The following is a 17,634-nucleotide window of genomic DNA, read 5'->3' as shown; positions in this document are numbered from 1 at the left end:
GGTGTCGCTGCGGGTCCCGGTGACGCGGACTCGGGTACGGACTCGGGTACGGGTACGGGCGGCGGCGCGGACGCGGACCGGGCGTCCGGCTGAGTCACGTCGAGCGGTCGCCCCGGCTGTGCGCCACGCGGAGGGCGTCGGTCAGGGCTTCCGTCAGCCGTGCGATGACGAAGCGGAGTTCGGTGTCGGTGAGGCGGGGCTCGGCGAGCATCGCGTGGGTGTGGCCGAGGAGGTCGGCGGCCATGGACAGCTGGGTGGCCTCGACGCCGTCGGCGAGCCGGGCCAGGAACCCGCCGCCGTCGGCGCCGTCGGTCGCCAGGTAGCAGGGTCCGCCCTCCGGGGACGACCAGGGGAGCAGCCGCAGCCCCGGGGCGGGGCTCCGCGACCGGTCCCCGAACCGGAACCGCACGGCCCGCGTCACCGGCTCCGCCACCGCCTCCACCCCGGACGGCTCCGCCTCCCACTCCCGTCCCCCGCCGAGCGGCCGCAACAGCCAGCGCCCGCCCACCTCCCCCATGAACGTCCCGACCCTGTCGCACCGGGTGTCCCGGACGAGGACGCCGGGCTCGGGCGGGAGGCGGTGGTCGTGGTGGTCGGTGGTCATGTCGGCTGCCTCTCCGTCGGGTTCCAGCGGTCCGGGGCGCGAACTCCTCGCCCCACGGGACCAGTCAATGAGAGGGCGAAGCGGGTGGTAACCCCATGAAGGGGCCCCCGTGGCGAGTACAGTCCGTGGGGATGCCTCAGCAAAGGGTGAGCATGTACTTTCCGGTATCGCCAGGCGCCCTTCCCCCGACCCTCCAAGCGGACGCCCGGGTGATCGCCGCCCTGGGGAGGCGGGACATCGGGACCGTCTTCGCGCTCGCTCGTCAAGAAGCGGGCATGAGCTACAACCGGCTGAGCGAGGCGACCGGGATCCGGGCCGAACGGGTCAGCCAACTCGCCCGGGGCGAAGGCGTGATCACCTCACTGCCCGTGCTGGAGCGGGTCGCCGACGGGCTCAGGATTCCGGGCGGACGCTTAGGCTTGGCGATGAGGCCATGGGAGACGGGCACTCCGTCCCCTCCGCCGGACGACCACGATGGAGACGATCCGATGAAGCGCCGCGACATCCTGCGCGGCGCGCTCGCTGCCGGTACGGCAGGTCCCGGGCTCGCCGCTGCTTTGTCCGCCACCCGTCACGACATCGACACCGCGCTGACGGCCGACCGGAGCCCCGCCGACCTGGGGTTCTGGGAAGCGACGGCGGAACGCCACGGCCACGGCTACCACGGGCGGTCGCCGACGGAGATCCTGGCCGGACTCCTCGACGACTTCGCCGACCTCGGCGCCCGGTTGTCCGAGTCGCGGACGGTCAAGAGCCGGGTGGCGTTGTGTCAGGTGGCCGGGCGGATGGCGGGCATGGTCGCCGTCGTGCTGCACGACCTGGGGCAACACCGTGAGTCCCACCGCTGGTTCGGAACGGCCGCGCGGGCTGCGGAGCAGTCCGGTGACGGCGTCCTGCACGCGTGGGTGCTCGCCCGCGAGGCGATGGTTCCGCTCAACTACGGTGCCCCCAGGGCGGCCGCCGAACTCGCCGGGCGGGCCCGGCACCTCGCCGGAGGCACTCCCTCCGCCGCCGCCGCGCTCGCCGCCGCCGTCGCGTCCCGCGCGCACGCGGCGGCCGGACGTCACGACGAGGCCCGCCGGGCGGTCGCCGAGGTGGAGGGTGTGGTCGGACGGCTGGCCCCGGACCAGCGGGCCGACACCTGGTTCGGTTACCCGGAACAGAAGCACCACGTCCATCTGAGCCAGACGTTCACCCTGCTCGGGGAGACGGACCGGGCCTACGCGACCCAGCGGCGGGCCTTGGAGCTGACCCGCACGCCCTCGCGGATGACCCGTGCCCTCATCGCCCTCGACACCGCCGCGTGCCGGGCCCACGACGACGAGCCCGAGGAGGCGGCCCGCCTCGCCGTCGAGGCGTACGAGGCGCTGCCCGACGCGTACCGGACGGGTCTCACCCGCACCCGCGCGGTCGCTCTTCACCGGGCGCTGCCCACCGGCACCCCGGGCCGCGCGGCTCTCGGCGAGGCGCTGGCGACCGTGGCCTGACCGGCCGGAGAGCCCTTCGGGGGACCGCTGGTGAGCTGATCGGGACGGCGCTCCGGACCGCCTGGGGACGCGGTACCGAGTGCCGCGTGAGGGCGGTGCGGGAGGGGGCGTTGATGCGCTATGCTGATCATGTGCTCGCGACCGGAACAACCGGTTGAGAGGCTCGCGTTGGTGGTCCAAGGAAAGACACCCCACTTCCCGTGGGGGGATGCAGGTGCAAGGCCTGCCCAGCGCTCCGGATGAAGGCCCCGATTCCCTCACAGGGATCGGGGCCTTCGCTCGTTCCGTGTTCCCGTGCGGTCCGGAGCCGCCCGGCCCGGTGTCCTTGGCCCGGTGGGCGGTGGACGGTGGCCCGGGGCGGTCCCGGGGCGATGGCGGCCGTCGTCGCGCGGCCCCGAGCGAGGTGCCGGATTAGTGTGACTCGTACGACCACTGTCACGGGGGAGCGCGAACATGTCCGAAGGCGTCACCGTCCCATCGCCCGTCACGATCATGATCGGGGGCGGCGGCGCGGCCCTGGCCCGCCCGGCGGGGGCGCTGCTGGTCGACGACTGCGGCAGCCTCTACCACCGGGGCGTGCTCGACGACCTCGGGCACACCCCCGATCAACTGCGGGGGCTGGAGAAGTACGGTTTCGACCCCCACGCCTTCGCCGGGCCCACGGACCGGCTCCCGGCACTGGCCGTCCGGGCCTGGCTGGACCAGCTGGCCTCCACCTCGGGGCCGGTGGTCAACGGCATCGGCGAGTTCGGAGTGGACCGGGAGCGGCGGCTCGTCGCGGTCGTCCGTCCCACGGAGGGCGACGGGGTCGTCCTCGAAGTCGAGGGCGTACCCACCCTCGCCCCCGGGTTCCCCCAGCAACTCGTCCCCGGCACCACCCCCGACCTGCACACCTACGGCCGGGCCACCGAAGTGCTGCTGAACCGTCTGCTCGCGTCGGGCCCGGCCCCGGACGACCTCCTGGTGCCGTCGCTCATCGACCTGCTCAGCCGGGGGAGCGGCCCGGCCGAGCTGCTGGCGTTCCTCGGACGCGTCGATCCCGTGGCGCTCACCACGGTCAGGGAGCCGATCCGGGTGATCGAGGCGTGTGCCGCCCTGGTGCGGTCCAAGGCGGCCGTCGGACCGCTGTGCTTCGGAGACCCGCTGGTGCACGGGTTGCAGTCCGTCACCGCCGTCGACAGCTGGATCGTGGCGGGCGGCGGGGACCACGCGCTGGCCGCGGCGGAGGCCGTCCTCAGCGGGAACCCGGCCGCCCGGGTCACCGTCGTCGCGGGCGCCCTCGACGCGGCGGCGGTCAACACCGCCCGGTACCCCGCCCTGTTGAGCCGTCACACCGTGGACGGCGGTGGTGACGGACGGCTGGAGTTCCGCATCGGCGCCGAGCCCGGCCCGATCACCCTCACCGGGGCGGGCCGCTACTCCGAGGGCGGGGTGGAAGCCGACGGGTACGTGACGGCGATCGGCCGGGCCCGCGCGCTTCCGCTCGCCGTGCAGAGGCTGGAGAGCTGGGTGCGGGGCGCGCGCGGCCGGATCGAAGGCACCCTGCTCTTCGACACCGACCTCCAGTACCTGGGCTACCGGCTGCACTTCCTCGCCGAGGGGCTGACCCGTCAGGTGGACGTCACCGGCGCCGCCTCGTGGTTCCTGCCCGCCGGAGTGTTCCCGGCGGAGCAGGCCCGGCGGGTGGAGCTGATGGGGGAGCGGGCCGTGCCGCCGGAATCGGGCCGCACGGCCACCGATCTGGTGACGGTCGTCGAGCAGGGCGCCCGGCTGGCCGTCGCCCGGCAGCGGGGAACGGTACGGGAGACCGCGACGGTGCCGGAGCGCTGGGTCCCTTCCGCCTGACCGTCCCTTCCGCCTGAACCGTCCCTTCCCTCTGGGTCGTCCCTTCCCTCTGGGGCGTTCCTCCGCCCCGAGTCGTTCCTCCGCCCTGAGCTGTTCCTTCGTCCTGAGCCGTTGCCTCTGCCCCGCCCGTTCGTCCCGCCCGTTCGTCCGGTCCGCTCGTCCGGTCCTCTGTCTGGCCGGTCCTTCGCCCGGCCCGTCCGTCCGGCGCGTCCGGCCTGCCCGTTGTGGTGGGGGCCGGTGGGAGTGTCCGGTCGGGGTGGGCGGGACGCCGGGGCGGGGCCCGCGACCATGTGCGTGCCCGGTGGTAACCGGTTGCCGCGGTGATCTTCGGCTGCGTAGGGTCGCCGGGACATCGGGCAGCCGTTCGGTTGCCCCGGCCCGGCTTCCGCGTCCGGCCTCCGCGTCCGGCGGGGCGGTGGCCAGCGCGGGCCCGGCACGGGCGGGCGTCCGGCCGCGTGCCGTCGTCCCGTGCGGGGGCAGAGAGTGAGTGACAGATGCAGCCCACCTTCGTCCTGGTCCACGGGGCCTTCGCGAACTCCTTCTCCTTCGCGCCGCTCCAGGCGGAACTGGGCCTCCTCGGGCACCGTTCCGTCGCGGTCGACCTCCCCGGCCACGGGTTCGGGGCGACCTACACCCCCGCCTACCAGGCGCCGCAGGACCTCGAAGGGCTCGCCGTCGCCCCCGGCGCGATCAAGGGGGTCACCCTCGCGGACAACGCCGCCCATCTGATCGGGGTCCTGGAGCGGGCCAAGGAGAACGGGCCGGTCGTCCTCGTCGCGCACAGCCGGGGCGGCATCACGGTCACCGCCGCCGCCAACGCCCGCCCCGACCTGATCGACCGGCTCGTCTACGTCGCCGCCTGGTGTCCCGTCGAACTCGACGTCAACGACTACTACGCCGAGCCGGAGATGGCCTCCGTCGACGCCGGGGCGATCGCTCCCGCGCTGGTCGGCAACCCCGCGGAACTCGGGCTGCTGCGGGTCAACTTCCGCACCGCCGACCCCGGGACCCTCGCCGCGTTCAAGGCGGCGTTCTTCGCCGACGGCACCGACGAGGAGTTCCTGACCTTCCTGAACACCTTCCAGCCGGACGAGAACCTCGACGTCGGCACCTCCGCCGACCGGGCGCGCGCCGACACCTGGGGCCGCGTCCCGCGTTCCTACGTCCGGCTCGCCGACGACGCCAGCCTGCCGCCCGCGCTCCAGGACCGGCTGATCCGCGAGGGCGACGCGCTGACCCCGGAGAACCTGTACGACATCCACACCCTCGCGGGCAGCCATCTGCGCTGGCTGGTCCATCCGGCACCGGCCGCCCGGGTCCTCGGCGAGATCGCCGCGCTCACCGGCTCGAACGGGTCGGTCAGGTCGGACGGCGCCGACGGTTCGGACGGGTCGGACGGCTCCGACGGCTCCGACGGGTCGGTCGGCTGACCGTTTCGCCGCTCCGTCCGCTCCGTCCGAACCGTCCGGTGCGTCTCCCGTGTCCGCGTCCGGCTGGCCGCGCGGTGCCCCGGCCGTAGCGGTCGGGGCACTGCGGCGCTTCACCCCCGGGCCGTCATCCGCGGGTGGTCCCGGGGCGTGTGCGGACGGGTGGCCGGGGGGTCCGGCGGTCCGGGGGCGGGACCGGTTCCGGGCTCAGGGGGGTCACCTCCTCCGGGGCGGCCCGCCACTCGTCGCCGGTGTCCGGGCAGCGCAGGGCCCAGCGGTCGTCCGCCGGGCCGAGGAACGCGCCGGAGCGGTGGCGGCCGGTGTCGAAGAGGAGCGCCCCGTGCGTGGGCGGGACGAGTGCGGTGCCGTTGGCGGCTTCGTGCAGGCCGTGGCGGCGGGCGCGGGCGGCGACCGTGCGTCTGGTCGGCATCGGTTTCCCTGGTCGAGGCGGGTGAGGGCGAGGGCCAAGGGGGGTGACGGAAGGTAAGGCTATCGGCGCGGTGGGTGAGTGCCCAGCCGTTCGGCACGATCCGTTCGTCCCGGTGCCCGACGCCCGGAGCGACCTCGTCCCCCGTCCGGCGCCGGGTGCGACCTCGTCCCCCGTCCGGTGTCTGGCGGGACTCCGTCCCCCGCCCGGTCCCGTCCGCGTGATCCGTCGTACCGTCGTCCCTCCGCCCGGACGCCGTCCGGGCCCGTACCCAAGGACCCCCATGCTGTTCACCGCCGCCACGGACGCCGAGATGGAGACCTTCCTCGTCGAGGTGGGACGGCACCTCGGCACCCTTGATGCCGAGGTGTACCTGGACCTCTTCGCCGACGACGAGATCACCGAACCCGGGCCCCGGCGGCTCTTCGACGAGATGCGGCGGGAGGCCCTGGAGGCGCACCGGGTGGCTCCCCGTCGGTCCTGGTGGCGCGGTGCGCGACGGGAGCCCTCGTACATGGGGGAGTCGCTGGACCTGTCGACCGCCGCGGGGCTGGAGCGGTTCGCGCGGTTGGCGCACCGGGTCATCGGGTGCGAGGCGGTGCTGGGCGACCGGCTGGTGTTCAGCACGGTCGAGAACGAGCGGACCGTGTGGCTGGGGCTGCCCGCCGGGGACGTCGACGGGATCGTCGCGCGGGCGGGGGTCGCCTTGGCGGTGCGCTGACGCCTGCGGCGGGCGTTGCTGGTGGGTGCGCTGTGGTTGCCCGCGCAGTTCCCCGCGCCCCTTCGGTGCGCTCCGTTCCGGGCACGTTGCCCGGTACGGGTAGGGACGGGACCTCCCGGGGGTCCGTCGTCGGCCTCCGGTCGTGGTCGGCTGGTCGCGCAGTTCCCCGCGCCCCTGACGGGGCTGCGTCGGCAGCGGCAGCCAACGGGCCCCGCAAGGGGCGCGGGGAACTGCGCGAACGGCCCGCCACGAGCCTGCACTCGAAAACGGACCAGCGGAAGCGACCCCCGCAGACCCGAACAGGACAACGCACCCCAACCGAGGCGCACCGAAGGGGCGCGAGGAACGGCGCGGCAACCACAGTGCACCCGCACCCGACGGCGTGGCCGCACCACAGCGCACCGAAAGGGGCGCGGGGAACGGCGCGAGTGACCCACCACGCACCCGCACGGGACCGCGTACCGCAAGACGCGCCCCGCACGACGAGGACCGCGTACCGCAAGTCGCGCCCCGTACGGGACCGCGTGCCGGGAAGGCGTGCGCCGCGCGTAGGGGCGGCGCGTGGAAGGGCGGCGCGCCCTGACCGTACTCCTTCGCTTCGGGCCGATCACCCGTACGGCGGGGTCCACGCACACGCTTCCGCCCCGTTCGGCGGCACCATCGGAGACGACCCCGCAGGCGGACGGGGCGCGCGTCCCCGTCCGCCCGGCCGGCGCACCGCGCGCCGGGGCGACGCCCCCGCCCCGTCGTGACCGGCCGGCGAGCCCGCCGTGAGCGTTCCGTGACCGCACCACACCGACCGCACGGGTTCACCGGCCGTTCACCCGCGTCCATCGGTCACTTCACCTGTTCTGCCTAATTTCGGCCTTACCGGATGCGGACCGGGGCCAGAACGGCCCAGCGGACCGCACACGGCGCACGCACGACCCGGACACCCTCCGGGCCGCCCCGCACGCCGCTCGCGCGGCGCGCGAACCAGGACGGTCCGACCGACACACGCATGCCGCCGCAGCACGCGGGGCGGCTCCTGGAAGGAACTCCCGAACAGTGAAGCTTCAGCGCAAGAACCGGCTGCGCGCCCTCTCCCTCGGTGCGGTCGCCGTCTCCGGCGCCCTGGCCCTCACGGCGTGCGGCTCCGACGAGATGGGTACCGGCGCGAACGGCACCGGCGGCACCCAGGCCGCCGCCACCGGGTCCATCGACTGCGCGGGCGCCAAGGGCGAGATCCTGGCGGCCGGGTCCTCCGCGCAGAAGAACGCGGTGGACGCCTGGGTGAAGCAGTACCAGGCGGCCTGCAAGGACGTCCGGATCAACTACAACCCCAAGGGCTCCGGCGCCGGGATCACCAACTTCCTCCAGGGGCAGACGGCCTTCGCCGGTTCCGACTCCGCGCTCAAGCCGGAGGAGATCGCCGAGTCCGCCAAGGTCTGCGAGAACAGCCAGGCGATCGACCTGCCGATGGTCGGCGGCCCGATCGCGGTCGGCTTCAACGTCCCCGGGGTGGACACCCTGGTCCTGGACGCCCCCACGCTCGCCAAGATCTTCGACGACAAGATCAAGACCTGGGACGACGAGGCGATCAAGAAGCTGAACCCCGGCGTCGACCTCCCCGACACCAAGGTCCAGGCGTTCCACCGCTCCGACGAGTCGGGCACCACCGACAACTTCACCAAGTACCTGAAGGCCGCCGCCCCGGGCGACTGGTCCTACGAGGGCGGCAAGGCGTGGCAGGCCAAGGGCGGCCAGTCCGCCCAGGGCTCCTCCGGCGTCGCCCAGCAGGTCAAGGAGACCACGGGCGCCATCTCCTACTTCGAGCTGTCGTACGCCAAGGACGGCATCAAGACGGTGGACGTCAAGACCGACGCCACCGAGCCGGTCAAGGCCACCACCGAGAACGCCTCCAAGGCGATCGCCGCCGCGAAGATCGTCGGCAAGGGCAAGGACCTCGCCCTGGAGCTGGACTACAAGCCGACCGCCGAGGGCGCGTACCCGATCACCCTGGTCACGTACGAGATCGTCTGCGAGAAGGGCAACAAGGCCGAGACGCTGCCCGCCGTGAAGTCCTTCCTCGGCTACGTCGCGAGCGAGGACGGCCAGGCCCTGCTGCCCGCCGCCGGATACGCCCCGCTCCCCACCGAGATCGCCACCAAGGTCCGCGAGACCATCGCGTCGCTGAGCTGAGCTGAGCTGAGCCGGGCGGTTCGCCCGCCCGGCCGGACCCGCCCGGCCGCCAGCCGAACGGCTGGGCCGGGCGGGCCGAACCGCCCGGCCCACCGACCGCCGATCGCCCAGCCGACCTGCCTGAGAGCGTGCGGGCGACCCGCGCCCCCGACTCCCTCCCCCCGCCCGGGGGCCCGGCCCCCGCCGGGACCCCGGACGGGGCGGGAGCACGGGCCGCCCGCACCCGTCCGGTGCACCGCCGCCCGGAGCCGCACCCCACCGTGCGGCCCCGCAGACCGGAGAAACCCATGGATATGCCCACCAAGGACATCGTTCCCCCACCCGCCGCCCCGCCACCGGCCCCGGCCGACGCGGGCCCGCTGCCCGTCCGGGGCGCCACCCGCCCCGGTGACCGGATCTTCCTCGGTCTGACGCGCGGCTCCGGGATCTTCCTGCTGTCGCTGATGGCGGCGATCGCGGCCTTCCTGACCTACCGCGCCGCCCTGGTCCTCACCAAGAACGAGGGCAACTTCTTCACCACGTTCGAGTGGAACACCGGGGTCAACCCGCCGGTGTTCGGCATCGCCGTGCTCGCCTTCGGCACCGTCGTCTCCGCCCTGATCGCCATGGTCATCGCGGTCCCGGTCGCCGTCGGCATCGCGCTGTTCATCACCCACTACGCGCCGCGCCGCCTCAGCGGACCCGTCGCCTACGTGATCGACCTGCTCGCCGCGGTGCCCTCGATCGTCTACGGCCTGTGGGGCGCGCTGGTCCTCGTCCCGCATCTGACCGGGCTGTTCAGCTGGCTGGACACCTACTTCGGCTGGACCGGGATCTTCGAGTGGCAGGGCGGCGCCCCGCGCTCGATGCTCACCGTCGGCATCCTGCTGGCGATCATGATCCTGCCGATCGTGACCAATGTGTCCCGCGAGGTGTTCAAGCAGGTCCCCAAGATGCACGAGGAGGCCGCGCTCGCGCTCGGCGCCACCCGCTGGGAGGTCATCCGGATGGCGGTCCTGCCGTTCGGGCGCTCCGGGGTGATCTCCGCGTCGATGCTCGGCCTCGGCCGCGCGCTCGGCGAGACGATGGCGGTCGCCACCGTCCTGTCGCCGACCTTCCAGATCAACGCCAGCCTGCTCGACCCGGGCGGCGGCACCTTCGCCCAGAACATCGCCAGCAAGTTCGGCGAGGCCAACACCACCGGACAGGACGCGCTGATCGCCTCCGGCCTGGTGCTGTTCGTCATCACCCTGCTGGTCAACGGCGCGGCGCGGGGCATCATCGCCCGCCGCAAGGAGTACTCGGGGGCCAACGGATGAGCCAGCCAGCCACCACCGAGCGGCCCGCGCCGCCCCGCTCCCGCATCCAGGGCGCGAGCCTGCCGGCCTGGACCCCCTGGGCCCTCGCCGGGGCGTCCACCGCCCTCGCCGTCGCCACCGGCCTGCTGTTCGACCTGCACAGCGAGGTGCAGTGGGGCCTGATCGCCGCGCTGCTGTTCGTCGCCCTCACCTACGGCGTCGCCGCCCGGGTGGAAGGACGACGGCAGGCCCGCGACCGGGTCGCCACCAGCGTGGTCTGGGTCGCGTTCCTGCTCGCCGTGATCCCGCTGGCGTCCCTCATCTGGGAGACCGTCGAGCGGGGCGTGAAGGTCCTCGACGCCTACTTCCTCAGCCACTCGATGGGCGTGACCGCCGACACCGAGACCGGCGGCGGCATCTACCACGCCCTCATCGGCACCCTGGAGCAGGTCGGCATCGCCACCCTGATCGCCGTGCCGATCGGCGTGCTCACCGCTATCTACCTGGTCGAGTACGGCCGGGGGAAGCTCGCGGCGGCCGTCACCTTCTTCGTCGACGTGATGACGGGCATCCCGTCGATCGTCGCGGGCCTGTTCGTCCTCAGCTTCTGGATCCTGATCCTCGACCTGGGCCCCTCCGGCTTCGCCGGCGCGCTCGCCCTGGCCATCCTGATGATGCCGGTCGTCGTCCGCTCCACCGAGGAGATGCTCAAGCTCGTCCCGAACGAGCTGCGCGAGGCGTCCCTCGCGCTGGGCGTGCCCAAGTGGCGGACCATCCTCAAGGTGGTGCTGCCCACCTCCATCGGCGGCATCACCACCGGCGTGATGCTCGCGGTCGCGCGCATCACCGGTGAGACGGCGCCCGTGCTGCTCCTCGTCTGGGGCACCAACTTCATCAACAACAACCCCTTCGAAGGGGCGCAGGCGTCGCTGCCGCTGTACATCTACCAGCAGTACGCGAACAGCGCGGGCTCCGGCGCGGCGTACGACCGCGCGTGGGCCGCGGCGCTCACCCTGATCGCCTTCGTCATGATCCTGAACCTGGTGGCCCGCGGCATCGCCCGCTGGAAGGCCCCGAAGACCGGTCGCTGACGCGACCCGCCGAAAGAAGTGTGACTCCCATGGCCAAGCGAATCGACGTCAGCGGCCTCACCGCGTACTACGGCTCCCACCGGGCGATCGAGGACATCTCGATGTCCGTCGAACCGCGCAGCGTGACGGCCTTCATCGGCCCGTCCGGCTGCGGCAAGTCGACGTTCCTGCGCACCCTCAACCGGATGCACGAGGTCACCCCCGGCGGCCGGGTCGAGGGCAAGGTCCTCCTCGACGGCGAGGACCTGTACGGCACCGGGGTGGACCCGGTCGCGGTGCGCCGGACGGTCGGCATGGTGTTCCAGCGGCCCAACCCGTTCCCCACCATGTCGATCTTCGACAACGTGGCGGCGGGCCTCAAGCTCAACGGCTCGTACAAGAAGTCCGAGCTGAACGACGTGGTCGAGAAGTCGCTGCGCGGCGCCAACCTCTGGAACGAGGTCAAGGACCGGCTGAACAAGCCCGGTTCGGGGCTCTCCGGTGGTCAGCAGCAGCGGCTGTGCATCGCCCGCGCCATCGCCGTCGAGCCGGACGTGCTGCTGATGGACGAGCCCTGCTCGGCGCTCGACCCGATCTCCACCCTCGCCATCGAGGACCTGATCGGGGAGCTGAAGGAGCGGTTCACCATCGTCATCGTCACCCACAACATGCAGCAGGCCGCGCGGGTCTCCGACCGGACCGCGTTCTTCAACCTGGCGGCGGTGGGGCAGCCCGGGCGGCTCGTCGAGATCGACGACACCCAGCGGATCTTCTCCAACCCCTCGGTGCAGGCCACCGAGGACTACATCTCCGGCCGCTTCGGCTGAGCCGGCCGCCCGGGACCGGACCGGTCCCGGGCCCCGGGTCCCGGACCGCTCCGGGAAGGACTCCCCGCGGCGCTGCATGGCGGTGCCGCCGCGGGGACACAGGGCCCGCCCCCCGGACACCGGGGGGCGGGCCTCCGCCGTACCCGGGACCCCGGGCGCGGGCCGGGCCCGTGGAAAAGAAGGCGACAGGCGGGAAACGCGGGGCTTAGCGTGACGGGATGGGTGGAGAACGAATCGATGTGCGTCCGGTCCGGGAAGAAGAGCTGTCGGACTGGCTCCGCGCGCTCAGCACCGGCTTCCTACGGCCTCCGACGCCGACCGCGAACGACCTGGCGGCGCGCGCGGAGGTCTTCTCGCCCCGGGTCGCCGGGGCGTTCGACGAGGGCCGCTGCGTCGCCACGTACCGCTCGTTCACCCAGGAGCTGATCACCGTGGGCGGCGCCACCGTCCGCTCCAACGCGGTCAGCAACGTCACCGTCAGCGCCACCCACCGCCGTCGCGGACTGCTCAGCCGGATGATCGACGCCGATCTGCGCGCCGCCCGGGAGCGCGGCGAGACCGTCGCGTCGCTGTGCGCCGCCGAGTACCCGATCTACGGGCGCTACGGCTTCGGCCCGGCCGCCCGCTGCACCGAGTGGCGGATCGACGCGACCCGCACCGGACTCGACCCCCGCCGCGCCGCCACCGCCGAACCCGGCGCCCGTCTCGAACTGGTCGACCAGGACACCGTCCGCGCACTCGGCCCGGCGCTGTACGAGCGCGTCCACCGTCAGCAGCCGGGGGCCGTCGACCGCGACGAGCGGTGGTGGCGGCGGAACACCGGCGCCCTCCGGCTGGACTCCGACCCGTGGACGGAACCCTTCGCCGTGCTCTACCGGGAGCCGGACGGCACGGTCGCCGGACTGCTCTCCTACCGCGTCGAGGACAAGTGGGGCGACGGCCACCAGCCGTTGAACACCGCCACCGTCGACCAGCTGCTGGCCACCACCCCGGCGGTGGAACGCGCGCTGTGGGAGTACCTGTGCGCGGTCGACTGGATCGCCACGGTCCGCACCGGCCCGCGCGCCCCCGACTGCCTGGTCGCGGACCTGTTCCCGGACGCCCGGGCCGCCCACGCCCTCTCCACGGCGGACTGGCTGTGGGTGCGGCTGCTGGACGTGGCCGCCGCGCTGGCCGCCCGGAGCTACGAGACCGCCGGATCGGTGGTCCTGGAGGTGGTGGACGAGCCACTGGGCGCGGGCGGTTCCTCGGGGGGACGGTTCCGGCTGGACGCCTCGCCCGAGGGCGCCGAGTGCGTACGGACGACCGCCCCGGCCGATCTCACCCTCACCACCGGCACGCTGTCCCGGCTCTGGCTCGGGGACGCCTCGGCGGCCCGGCTGACCGCCCTCGGCCTGGTCACGGAGGAACGGACGGGCGCCGCCCTCACGGCCGACGCGCTGTTCCGCACCGCCCGGTCGCCCTGGTGCTCCGACACGTTCTGACCGTCCGGCCGTTCTGACCGTCCGGGCCGTTCTGACCGTCCGGGCCGTCCGGGCCGTCCGGGCCGTCCGGGCCGTCCGGGCCGTCCGGGCCGTCCGGGCCGTCCGGGTCGTCCACGGCTGACGGGGCCGGGCCGTTCGCGGCGGGTCCGGGAACGGGGAACCCTGCCCGCTCCCGGACCGGTGTTCGGGCCGTGGGCCGTGGTGAGGGATGGGAGCCAGCGGATCCACCGTCGGCCTTACCGTGCCGCTTCCGCCCCGCCCTCCGCTGAGGCGTGGCTGATCAGCTGTTCGACGCGGTCGAGGGCGGCCTGGGTGGATTCGATCAGAGCGGTGTCGCCCTTCGCGGTCCGCAGCCGGAGGGCTTCCTGGAAGTGGGCGCGGGCCGATGTGAGACCGCCCTGTTCCATGAGGTGCTTGCCCAGGTGCTGGAGGGCGAAGTCAACGAGATCCGGGTGCCGGTCCCGGGCACTGTCCAAGGCCCTGCGGTAGAGCGCTTCGGCGGTGTGCGCCTGGCCGACGTAGCGGTACGCGTCGCCGAGGTTGAGTTCGTTGGCCACGACGGCTCTGGAGTTTCCGCTGGCCGAAGCCAGTTCGAGCGATCGCCGCAGGAACCTGAGCGCGTCGTCGTAGTCGCCCAGGGCCAACAGACCGATGCCTGTCCAGCGGGCCAGGGACCGTGCTCCGGCAGCGTCCGCTCCTTCGGCCAGCGTCACGAATTCCTCGCGGATCCTCGCTACGGCGGTGGACAACCGGGCGCGGTCGACGGGGACCATGCGAAGGGCCTCGTCCTGTGCGATGAGGTGCTGGAGCATTCATCCGTCCTTGCTCGGTTCCGGTTCCGGTTTTCCGCGCCTGGGTCCGGTCGCTGACGCTAGAGCCGGTCGGTCCGGCGGCGCAGGCCAGCCAGCAGATCCCTGCCGTGCGCGGTGAAGTGCTCACCCTGGAGTTCGAGCTGGTCCATGAGGTAGCGGACGGCGGGAACGCCCTCCTGGTAGGCGGCCTGGAAGTGGGCGCGTTCGTCGGCGGTCAGGTCGTCGCGGTCGAGCTCGCTCCGGCGGAACCGCAGGAGCTGGTTGTACACGTACGTCGCGTGGAAGGCCCGGTCCACCTCCCAGAACTGGTTGCGGGCCACCCCTTGCGCCACACGCCACGCGATCTCGATCTTCGGGGAGGTCTTCGAGGAGTACCCGTCGGCGAAGACCTGGTGCGTCAGGACGTGGAAGCTCACCGACTGGTGGACCGCCTCATGCAGGAGGTTCTCCGCCAGGAAGAGGGGGGACGGCTCCGGGCCGACGGTGTTCGGCGGGATGTGGTGGAGTGCCTTCCCGGAGAACACGACGATGTACGGGAGCGCGGGATCACTGGAACTGGTCAGGGACGAAGCGCGCACGCCCGGCTTGAGAACCACCCACAGCAGCCCCCGGACGAACTCCGAGACGAGGGCGAAGCCGTCGGGGTGGGCGGTGGCCAGCCTCTCCAGCGCCTGGGTCAGCGCCACGCGCCGCCCGACGGTGTGCGGGGCGATCTCGTAGCCTCCCAGGCTGATCTCGCGGGCGATCTGTTCCGGCAGTTCGCCCTCGAACCAGGTGAAGCGGGCTCCGGCCACCTCCACGCTGTCGCCGCTCAATGCGCGGGCGTGCTCGGCGTACGGGATGCCGGACTTCACCAGGTGCTCCATCAGGACGAACGGAAGGGCCTGCTCGGCGTCGTCCTCGCGCAGACGGATCAGCGCCGGGTCGTTTCGGCCGAGGTCGAAGAAAGAGCCGGGCTCTACGCGGGTGGTGATGGTGGTGTGCACTGTGGGCCTCCTTGACGGGATACGGGTCTCTTGGATGAGAAGGCGGGTCGGTCCGAGTGCTCGTCCCGGGCCGACCCGCCATGCCGTCGGCTGACCGGCGTCAGCGCGGCGCCAGCCAGGGTCAGACCGTGCGTGTCTCCGGTTCGAAGACGCCGTCGGGAACGGAGTGGTCCAGTCGCCGGGTCAGGGACTCGACGGCGTGCGTCTCCGGTTCGAAGACACCGTCCGGAACCGAGTGGTCCAGTCGCCGCGTCAGGTCGTTGACCTGGAGGGTGTCGGGCATGATCATGCTCCTCTCTGTGGTGTGCGGGCCAGGGTGCCGGTCCCGAAGGGGGAGCGACGGGTACCGGCCGCCCGCTGGTCTCCAGAGTGGTCGCTCCGTCGCAGACGGTGAAGAGCGGTGGTGTGGCACTACCCGGATTCGTGCCGGGGCGATGTCCTATGGGGCGTAGCGGTTACGCGAGGGTGGCCCCGATGATCTTTGCGATCTTCCGGGAGCGGGAGGTGGTGGCGTGGCCGGCGCGTTGGGCGATGACGCCGGGGAGAGTCTGGTGGCGTACCCAGTCAGGTTGCTCCGCGCACACCGTCAGCAGGGTGTCCAGGCAGGTGTCGTACTGCCGGGTGTCGCACTGGGCGAGGGCGATGTCGAGGCGGAGGCGGTTCCGCGCGGCCTGGTGCAGCGGGGACCAGTCGTGCACCTGCTCCGCGAGGTTCAGGGCCTTCGCGGCCTTGCCGGTGGACACGGCGATACCGACGGCCTGGGCGGTGACGGCGGCGGGCCCGAACGCGGTGCCGTTGACCATGACGTCACGCCCCAGCCGGGCGGCGACCGCGAAGCCCTGGGACAGCAGGTCCTCGGCGGCGGCATCCCCCTGACGGGCCGCGACCACGGCCGCGAAGGTGACGTGCCACCCGTAGGTCGCGAGCAGTACGGGATCGCGGTCGCTGTAGGCCGGTTCGATGCTGGTGTAGGAGAAGCCCGCGGTGCGCTCGGCGTCATCGAGTCGGGCGTCTCGCAGGTAGACCCATGAGCGCCCCGAGGCCACGCAGGCTTCCCGCACCGGATCGCCTGCCTGCCGGGCCTGGTCGGCGGCGTGGCCGATGGCGGCATAGGCGAGATCGCGGGCTCCGAGTTGGTTGGCGACGTAGGCACCCAGACGGTAGGCATCGGCGAGAACGCCGCGTGCGGCCATACGGCGGTCTTCGGTGCTGTCCGTCAGGGCCGTTGCCGCGTCCCGGACACAGGATGCGGCGAACTGCCCGGCCACCCCGGTGCGCCCGGCCCGGTAGGCGTCCCAGCCCGCCGCGAGGTCGCCAGCGAAGTCCACGGGCTCTCTGCCGGTGCCGATCCCAGCCGCGGTGTCGTGGACCGTGCGCGACAGTTCGCGCAGGGTGGTCCGGTCGTCCGCGAGCATCGCTCTGCGGGGGGCCTGCTGACCCACGATCACGGAGACGTCGGCTCCCAGGGCGTGGGCGAGCCTCATGAGGGTGGGCAGCGAGACCTGGCCCCGGTCCTGCTCGGCCTTCCGGATCGTGGCGATGGACAGGCCCGCGTTCTCGGCGAGTTCTTCCTGGGTGACGGCTCCGCGCAGCAGCTTGATCCGCTGACCGGTGGTGTACGCGTTCCACTTCATGGCGCCCCCTTCGTCTAACGGGGACGGTACCGCCACCTTTGGAGACCCACGCCGATCCTCAGCGGACCGTGCTTCGCGGCGGCGTCTTCCCCCGCACCGGAGTGGAAGCGGGCACGGGCCGGACGGGTACGGGATGCCGTACCCGTCCGACCCGGAGCGTTTCCCGGGGCCGGGGCCCCGGCGCCCTTGAGGCCCACGGGCGCTAAGGGGTCCGCTGGTCCGTGGACGGTTCGTCTTCGGTGAGGTGGTGGGGGCAGGTGTGGTGGGTGACGGGTGTGGTGTCGCCGGTGGTTCCGGTGCGGTTGGTGTAGCCGATGACGACGGGGACGGTGGTCCAGCGTCCGCAGGTGTGGCAGTGGGCGCCGGTCGTAGTGGGCGGTCCGTCGTGGAGGAGGGCGTCGCGGGTCATGCGGCGGCCGTTTCGGTCCCGGTCCCCGTGGCCTGGTGGACGTCTCGCGCGGTGTATGGGTAGTCGTAGCCGAGCTCCGCGAACGCCGTCGCGTAGAACCGTTCGCGTTGCTCCGGGTTCAGGTACCGGGCTTCTTCGGTGCGGAAGATCGCGAGGGCTTCGGCTGAGCTGGGGCCGGTCCAGGGGCGCCGCCAGGGGTTCGCATCCGGGTCCGGGTCCGGGGCGGGCTCCGGTGCCGGTGCCGGTGCCGGTGCCGGTGTGGGGACGGGTGCGGGGCCGGATGTGGGTTCGGTCCTGGCCAGGTGTTCGGCGGTGTGGCGGCCGGGGCGGGTCCTGCGGGTGAGGGGGAGGTGGATCAGGACCCATACAAGGGCATGCCAGATATGCTTACGCATACGTCGGTCAGCTCCTTCAGCAAGCTGTCTTGGCGAGTCCCGGGTGGA

17 protein-coding genes are annotated in these 17,634 nt (G+C 72.8%); 9 read left to right on the top strand and 8 right to left on the bottom strand.

The window, feature by feature from the left end:
* Positions 1–94: 94 nt before the first annotated feature.
* Positions 95–604 (bottom strand): hypothetical protein, encoded by a 510-nt coding sequence (locus ACVWNX_RS15165; RefSeq protein WP_454414457.1) that lies wholly within the window; start codon positions 602–604, stop codon positions 95–97.
* 275 nt (positions 605–879) lie between these two features.
* Here ACVWNX_RS15165 and ACVWNX_RS15160 point away from each other — a divergent pair, with 275 nt between their 5' ends.
* The 3 genes from ACVWNX_RS15160 to ACVWNX_RS15150 all read left to right on the top strand — a co-directional run bounded on the left by ACVWNX_RS15160 (position 880) and on the right by ACVWNX_RS15150 (position 5,366).
* Positions 880–2,091 (top strand): hypothetical protein, encoded by a 1,212-nt coding sequence (locus ACVWNX_RS15160; RefSeq protein WP_454414456.1) that lies wholly within the window; start codon positions 880–882, stop codon positions 2,089–2,091.
* Positions 2,092–2,544: 453 nt separating this feature from the next.
* Positions 2,545–3,936 carry a hypothetical protein gene (locus tag ACVWNX_RS15155; protein WP_454414455.1) on the top strand — a complete coding sequence of 464 codons (1,392 nt, stop codon included), beginning with the start codon at positions 2,545–2,547 and terminating at the stop codon, positions 3,934–3,936.
* Positions 3,937–4,430: 494 nt separating this feature from the next.
* Positions 4,431–5,366: an alpha/beta fold hydrolase gene (locus tag ACVWNX_RS15150; protein WP_454414454.1), complete on the top strand. Its 936-nt coding sequence runs from the start codon at positions 4,431–4,433 to the stop codon at positions 5,364–5,366.
* Positions 5,367–5,490: 124 nt separating this feature from the next.
* Here the strand turns inward: ACVWNX_RS15150 and ACVWNX_RS15145 are convergent, their stop codons facing one another.
* Positions 5,491–5,793, bottom strand: a complete 303-nt coding sequence (locus tag ACVWNX_RS15145; RefSeq protein WP_454414453.1) for a hypothetical protein — start codon at positions 5,791–5,793, stop codon at positions 5,491–5,493.
* Positions 5,794–6,073: 280 nt separating this feature from the next.
* On the opposite strand from ACVWNX_RS15145, the gene ACVWNX_RS15140 reads away from it, so the two are divergent.
* From ACVWNX_RS15140 to ACVWNX_RS15115, 6 genes are all read left to right on the top strand, one after another.
* A complete protein-coding gene (locus ACVWNX_RS15140; protein ID WP_454414452.1) occupies positions 6,074–6,511 on the top strand; it encodes a hypothetical protein in 438 nt (145 codons plus the stop codon).
* A gap of 1,047 nt (positions 6,512–7,558) precedes the next feature.
* On the top strand, positions 7,559–8,692 hold the full coding sequence (pstS, locus tag ACVWNX_RS15135; protein WP_454414451.1) for a phosphate ABC transporter substrate-binding protein PstS: 1,134 nt from the start codon (positions 7,559–7,561) through the stop codon (positions 8,690–8,692).
* Between the two features lie 287 nt (positions 8,693–8,979).
* Complete coding sequence (pstC, locus tag ACVWNX_RS15130) at positions 8,980–9,990, top strand: phosphate ABC transporter permease subunit PstC (RefSeq protein ID WP_454414450.1); 1,011 nt, start codon at positions 8,980–8,982, stop codon at positions 9,988–9,990.
* Positions 9,987–11,060: a phosphate ABC transporter permease PstA gene (gene pstA, locus ACVWNX_RS15125; protein WP_454414449.1), complete on the top strand. Its 1,074-nt coding sequence runs from the start codon at positions 9,987–9,989 to the stop codon at positions 11,058–11,060. Before pstC ends, pstA begins: the two co-directional genes overlap by 4 nt.
* Before the next feature lie 29 nt (positions 11,061–11,089).
* Positions 11,090–11,866 carry a phosphate ABC transporter ATP-binding protein PstB gene (gene pstB, locus ACVWNX_RS15120; protein WP_454414448.1) on the top strand — a complete coding sequence of 259 codons (777 nt, stop codon included), beginning with the start codon at positions 11,090–11,092 and terminating at the stop codon, positions 11,864–11,866.
* Positions 11,867–12,084: 218 nt separating this feature from the next.
* Positions 12,085–13,350: a GNAT family N-acetyltransferase gene (locus ACVWNX_RS15115; RefSeq protein ID WP_454414447.1), complete on the top strand. Its 1,266-nt coding sequence runs from the start codon at positions 12,085–12,087 to the stop codon at positions 13,348–13,350.
* 236 nt (positions 13,351–13,586) lie between these two features.
* Here ACVWNX_RS15115 and ACVWNX_RS15110 read toward each other — a convergent pair whose 3' ends face one another.
* The 6 genes from ACVWNX_RS15110 to ACVWNX_RS15085 form a co-directional block, all read right to left on the bottom strand.
* Positions 13,587–14,162: a tetratricopeptide repeat protein gene (locus ACVWNX_RS15110; RefSeq protein ID WP_454414446.1), complete on the bottom strand. Its 576-nt coding sequence runs from the start codon at positions 14,160–14,162 to the stop codon at positions 13,587–13,589.
* 59 nt (positions 14,163–14,221) lie between these two features.
* Positions 14,222–15,148 (bottom strand): hypothetical protein, encoded by a 927-nt coding sequence (locus ACVWNX_RS15105; RefSeq protein ID WP_454414445.1) that lies wholly within the window; start codon positions 15,146–15,148, stop codon positions 14,222–14,224.
* A 121-nt stretch (positions 15,149–15,269) separates the two neighbouring features.
* Positions 15,270–15,431, bottom strand: a complete 162-nt coding sequence (locus tag ACVWNX_RS15100; RefSeq protein ID WP_454414444.1) for a hypothetical protein — start codon at positions 15,429–15,431, stop codon at positions 15,270–15,272.
* A gap of 172 nt (positions 15,432–15,603) precedes the next feature.
* On the bottom strand, positions 15,604–16,782 hold the full coding sequence (locus tag ACVWNX_RS15095) for a helix-turn-helix domain-containing protein (RefSeq protein WP_454414443.1): 1,179 nt from the start codon (positions 16,780–16,782) through the stop codon (positions 15,604–15,606).
* 202 nt (positions 16,783–16,984) lie between these two features.
* Positions 16,985–17,191 carry a hypothetical protein gene (locus ACVWNX_RS15090; RefSeq protein ID WP_454414442.1) on the bottom strand — a complete coding sequence of 69 codons (207 nt, stop codon included), beginning with the start codon at positions 17,189–17,191 and terminating at the stop codon, positions 16,985–16,987.
* Entirely contained in the window at positions 17,188–17,586 is a 399-nt protein-coding gene (locus tag ACVWNX_RS15085; RefSeq protein ID WP_454414441.1) for a hypothetical protein, read from the bottom strand. The genes ACVWNX_RS15090 and ACVWNX_RS15085 overlap by 4 nt, the downstream gene beginning before the upstream one ends.
* Positions 17,587–17,634: the final 48 nt, after the last annotated feature.

This window comes from Streptomyces sp. JNUCC 64 (assembly GCF_054484115.1).
The sequence above is the reverse complement of the archived record's forward strand: the minus strand, read 5'-3'. Positions and strand labels throughout refer to the sequence as shown.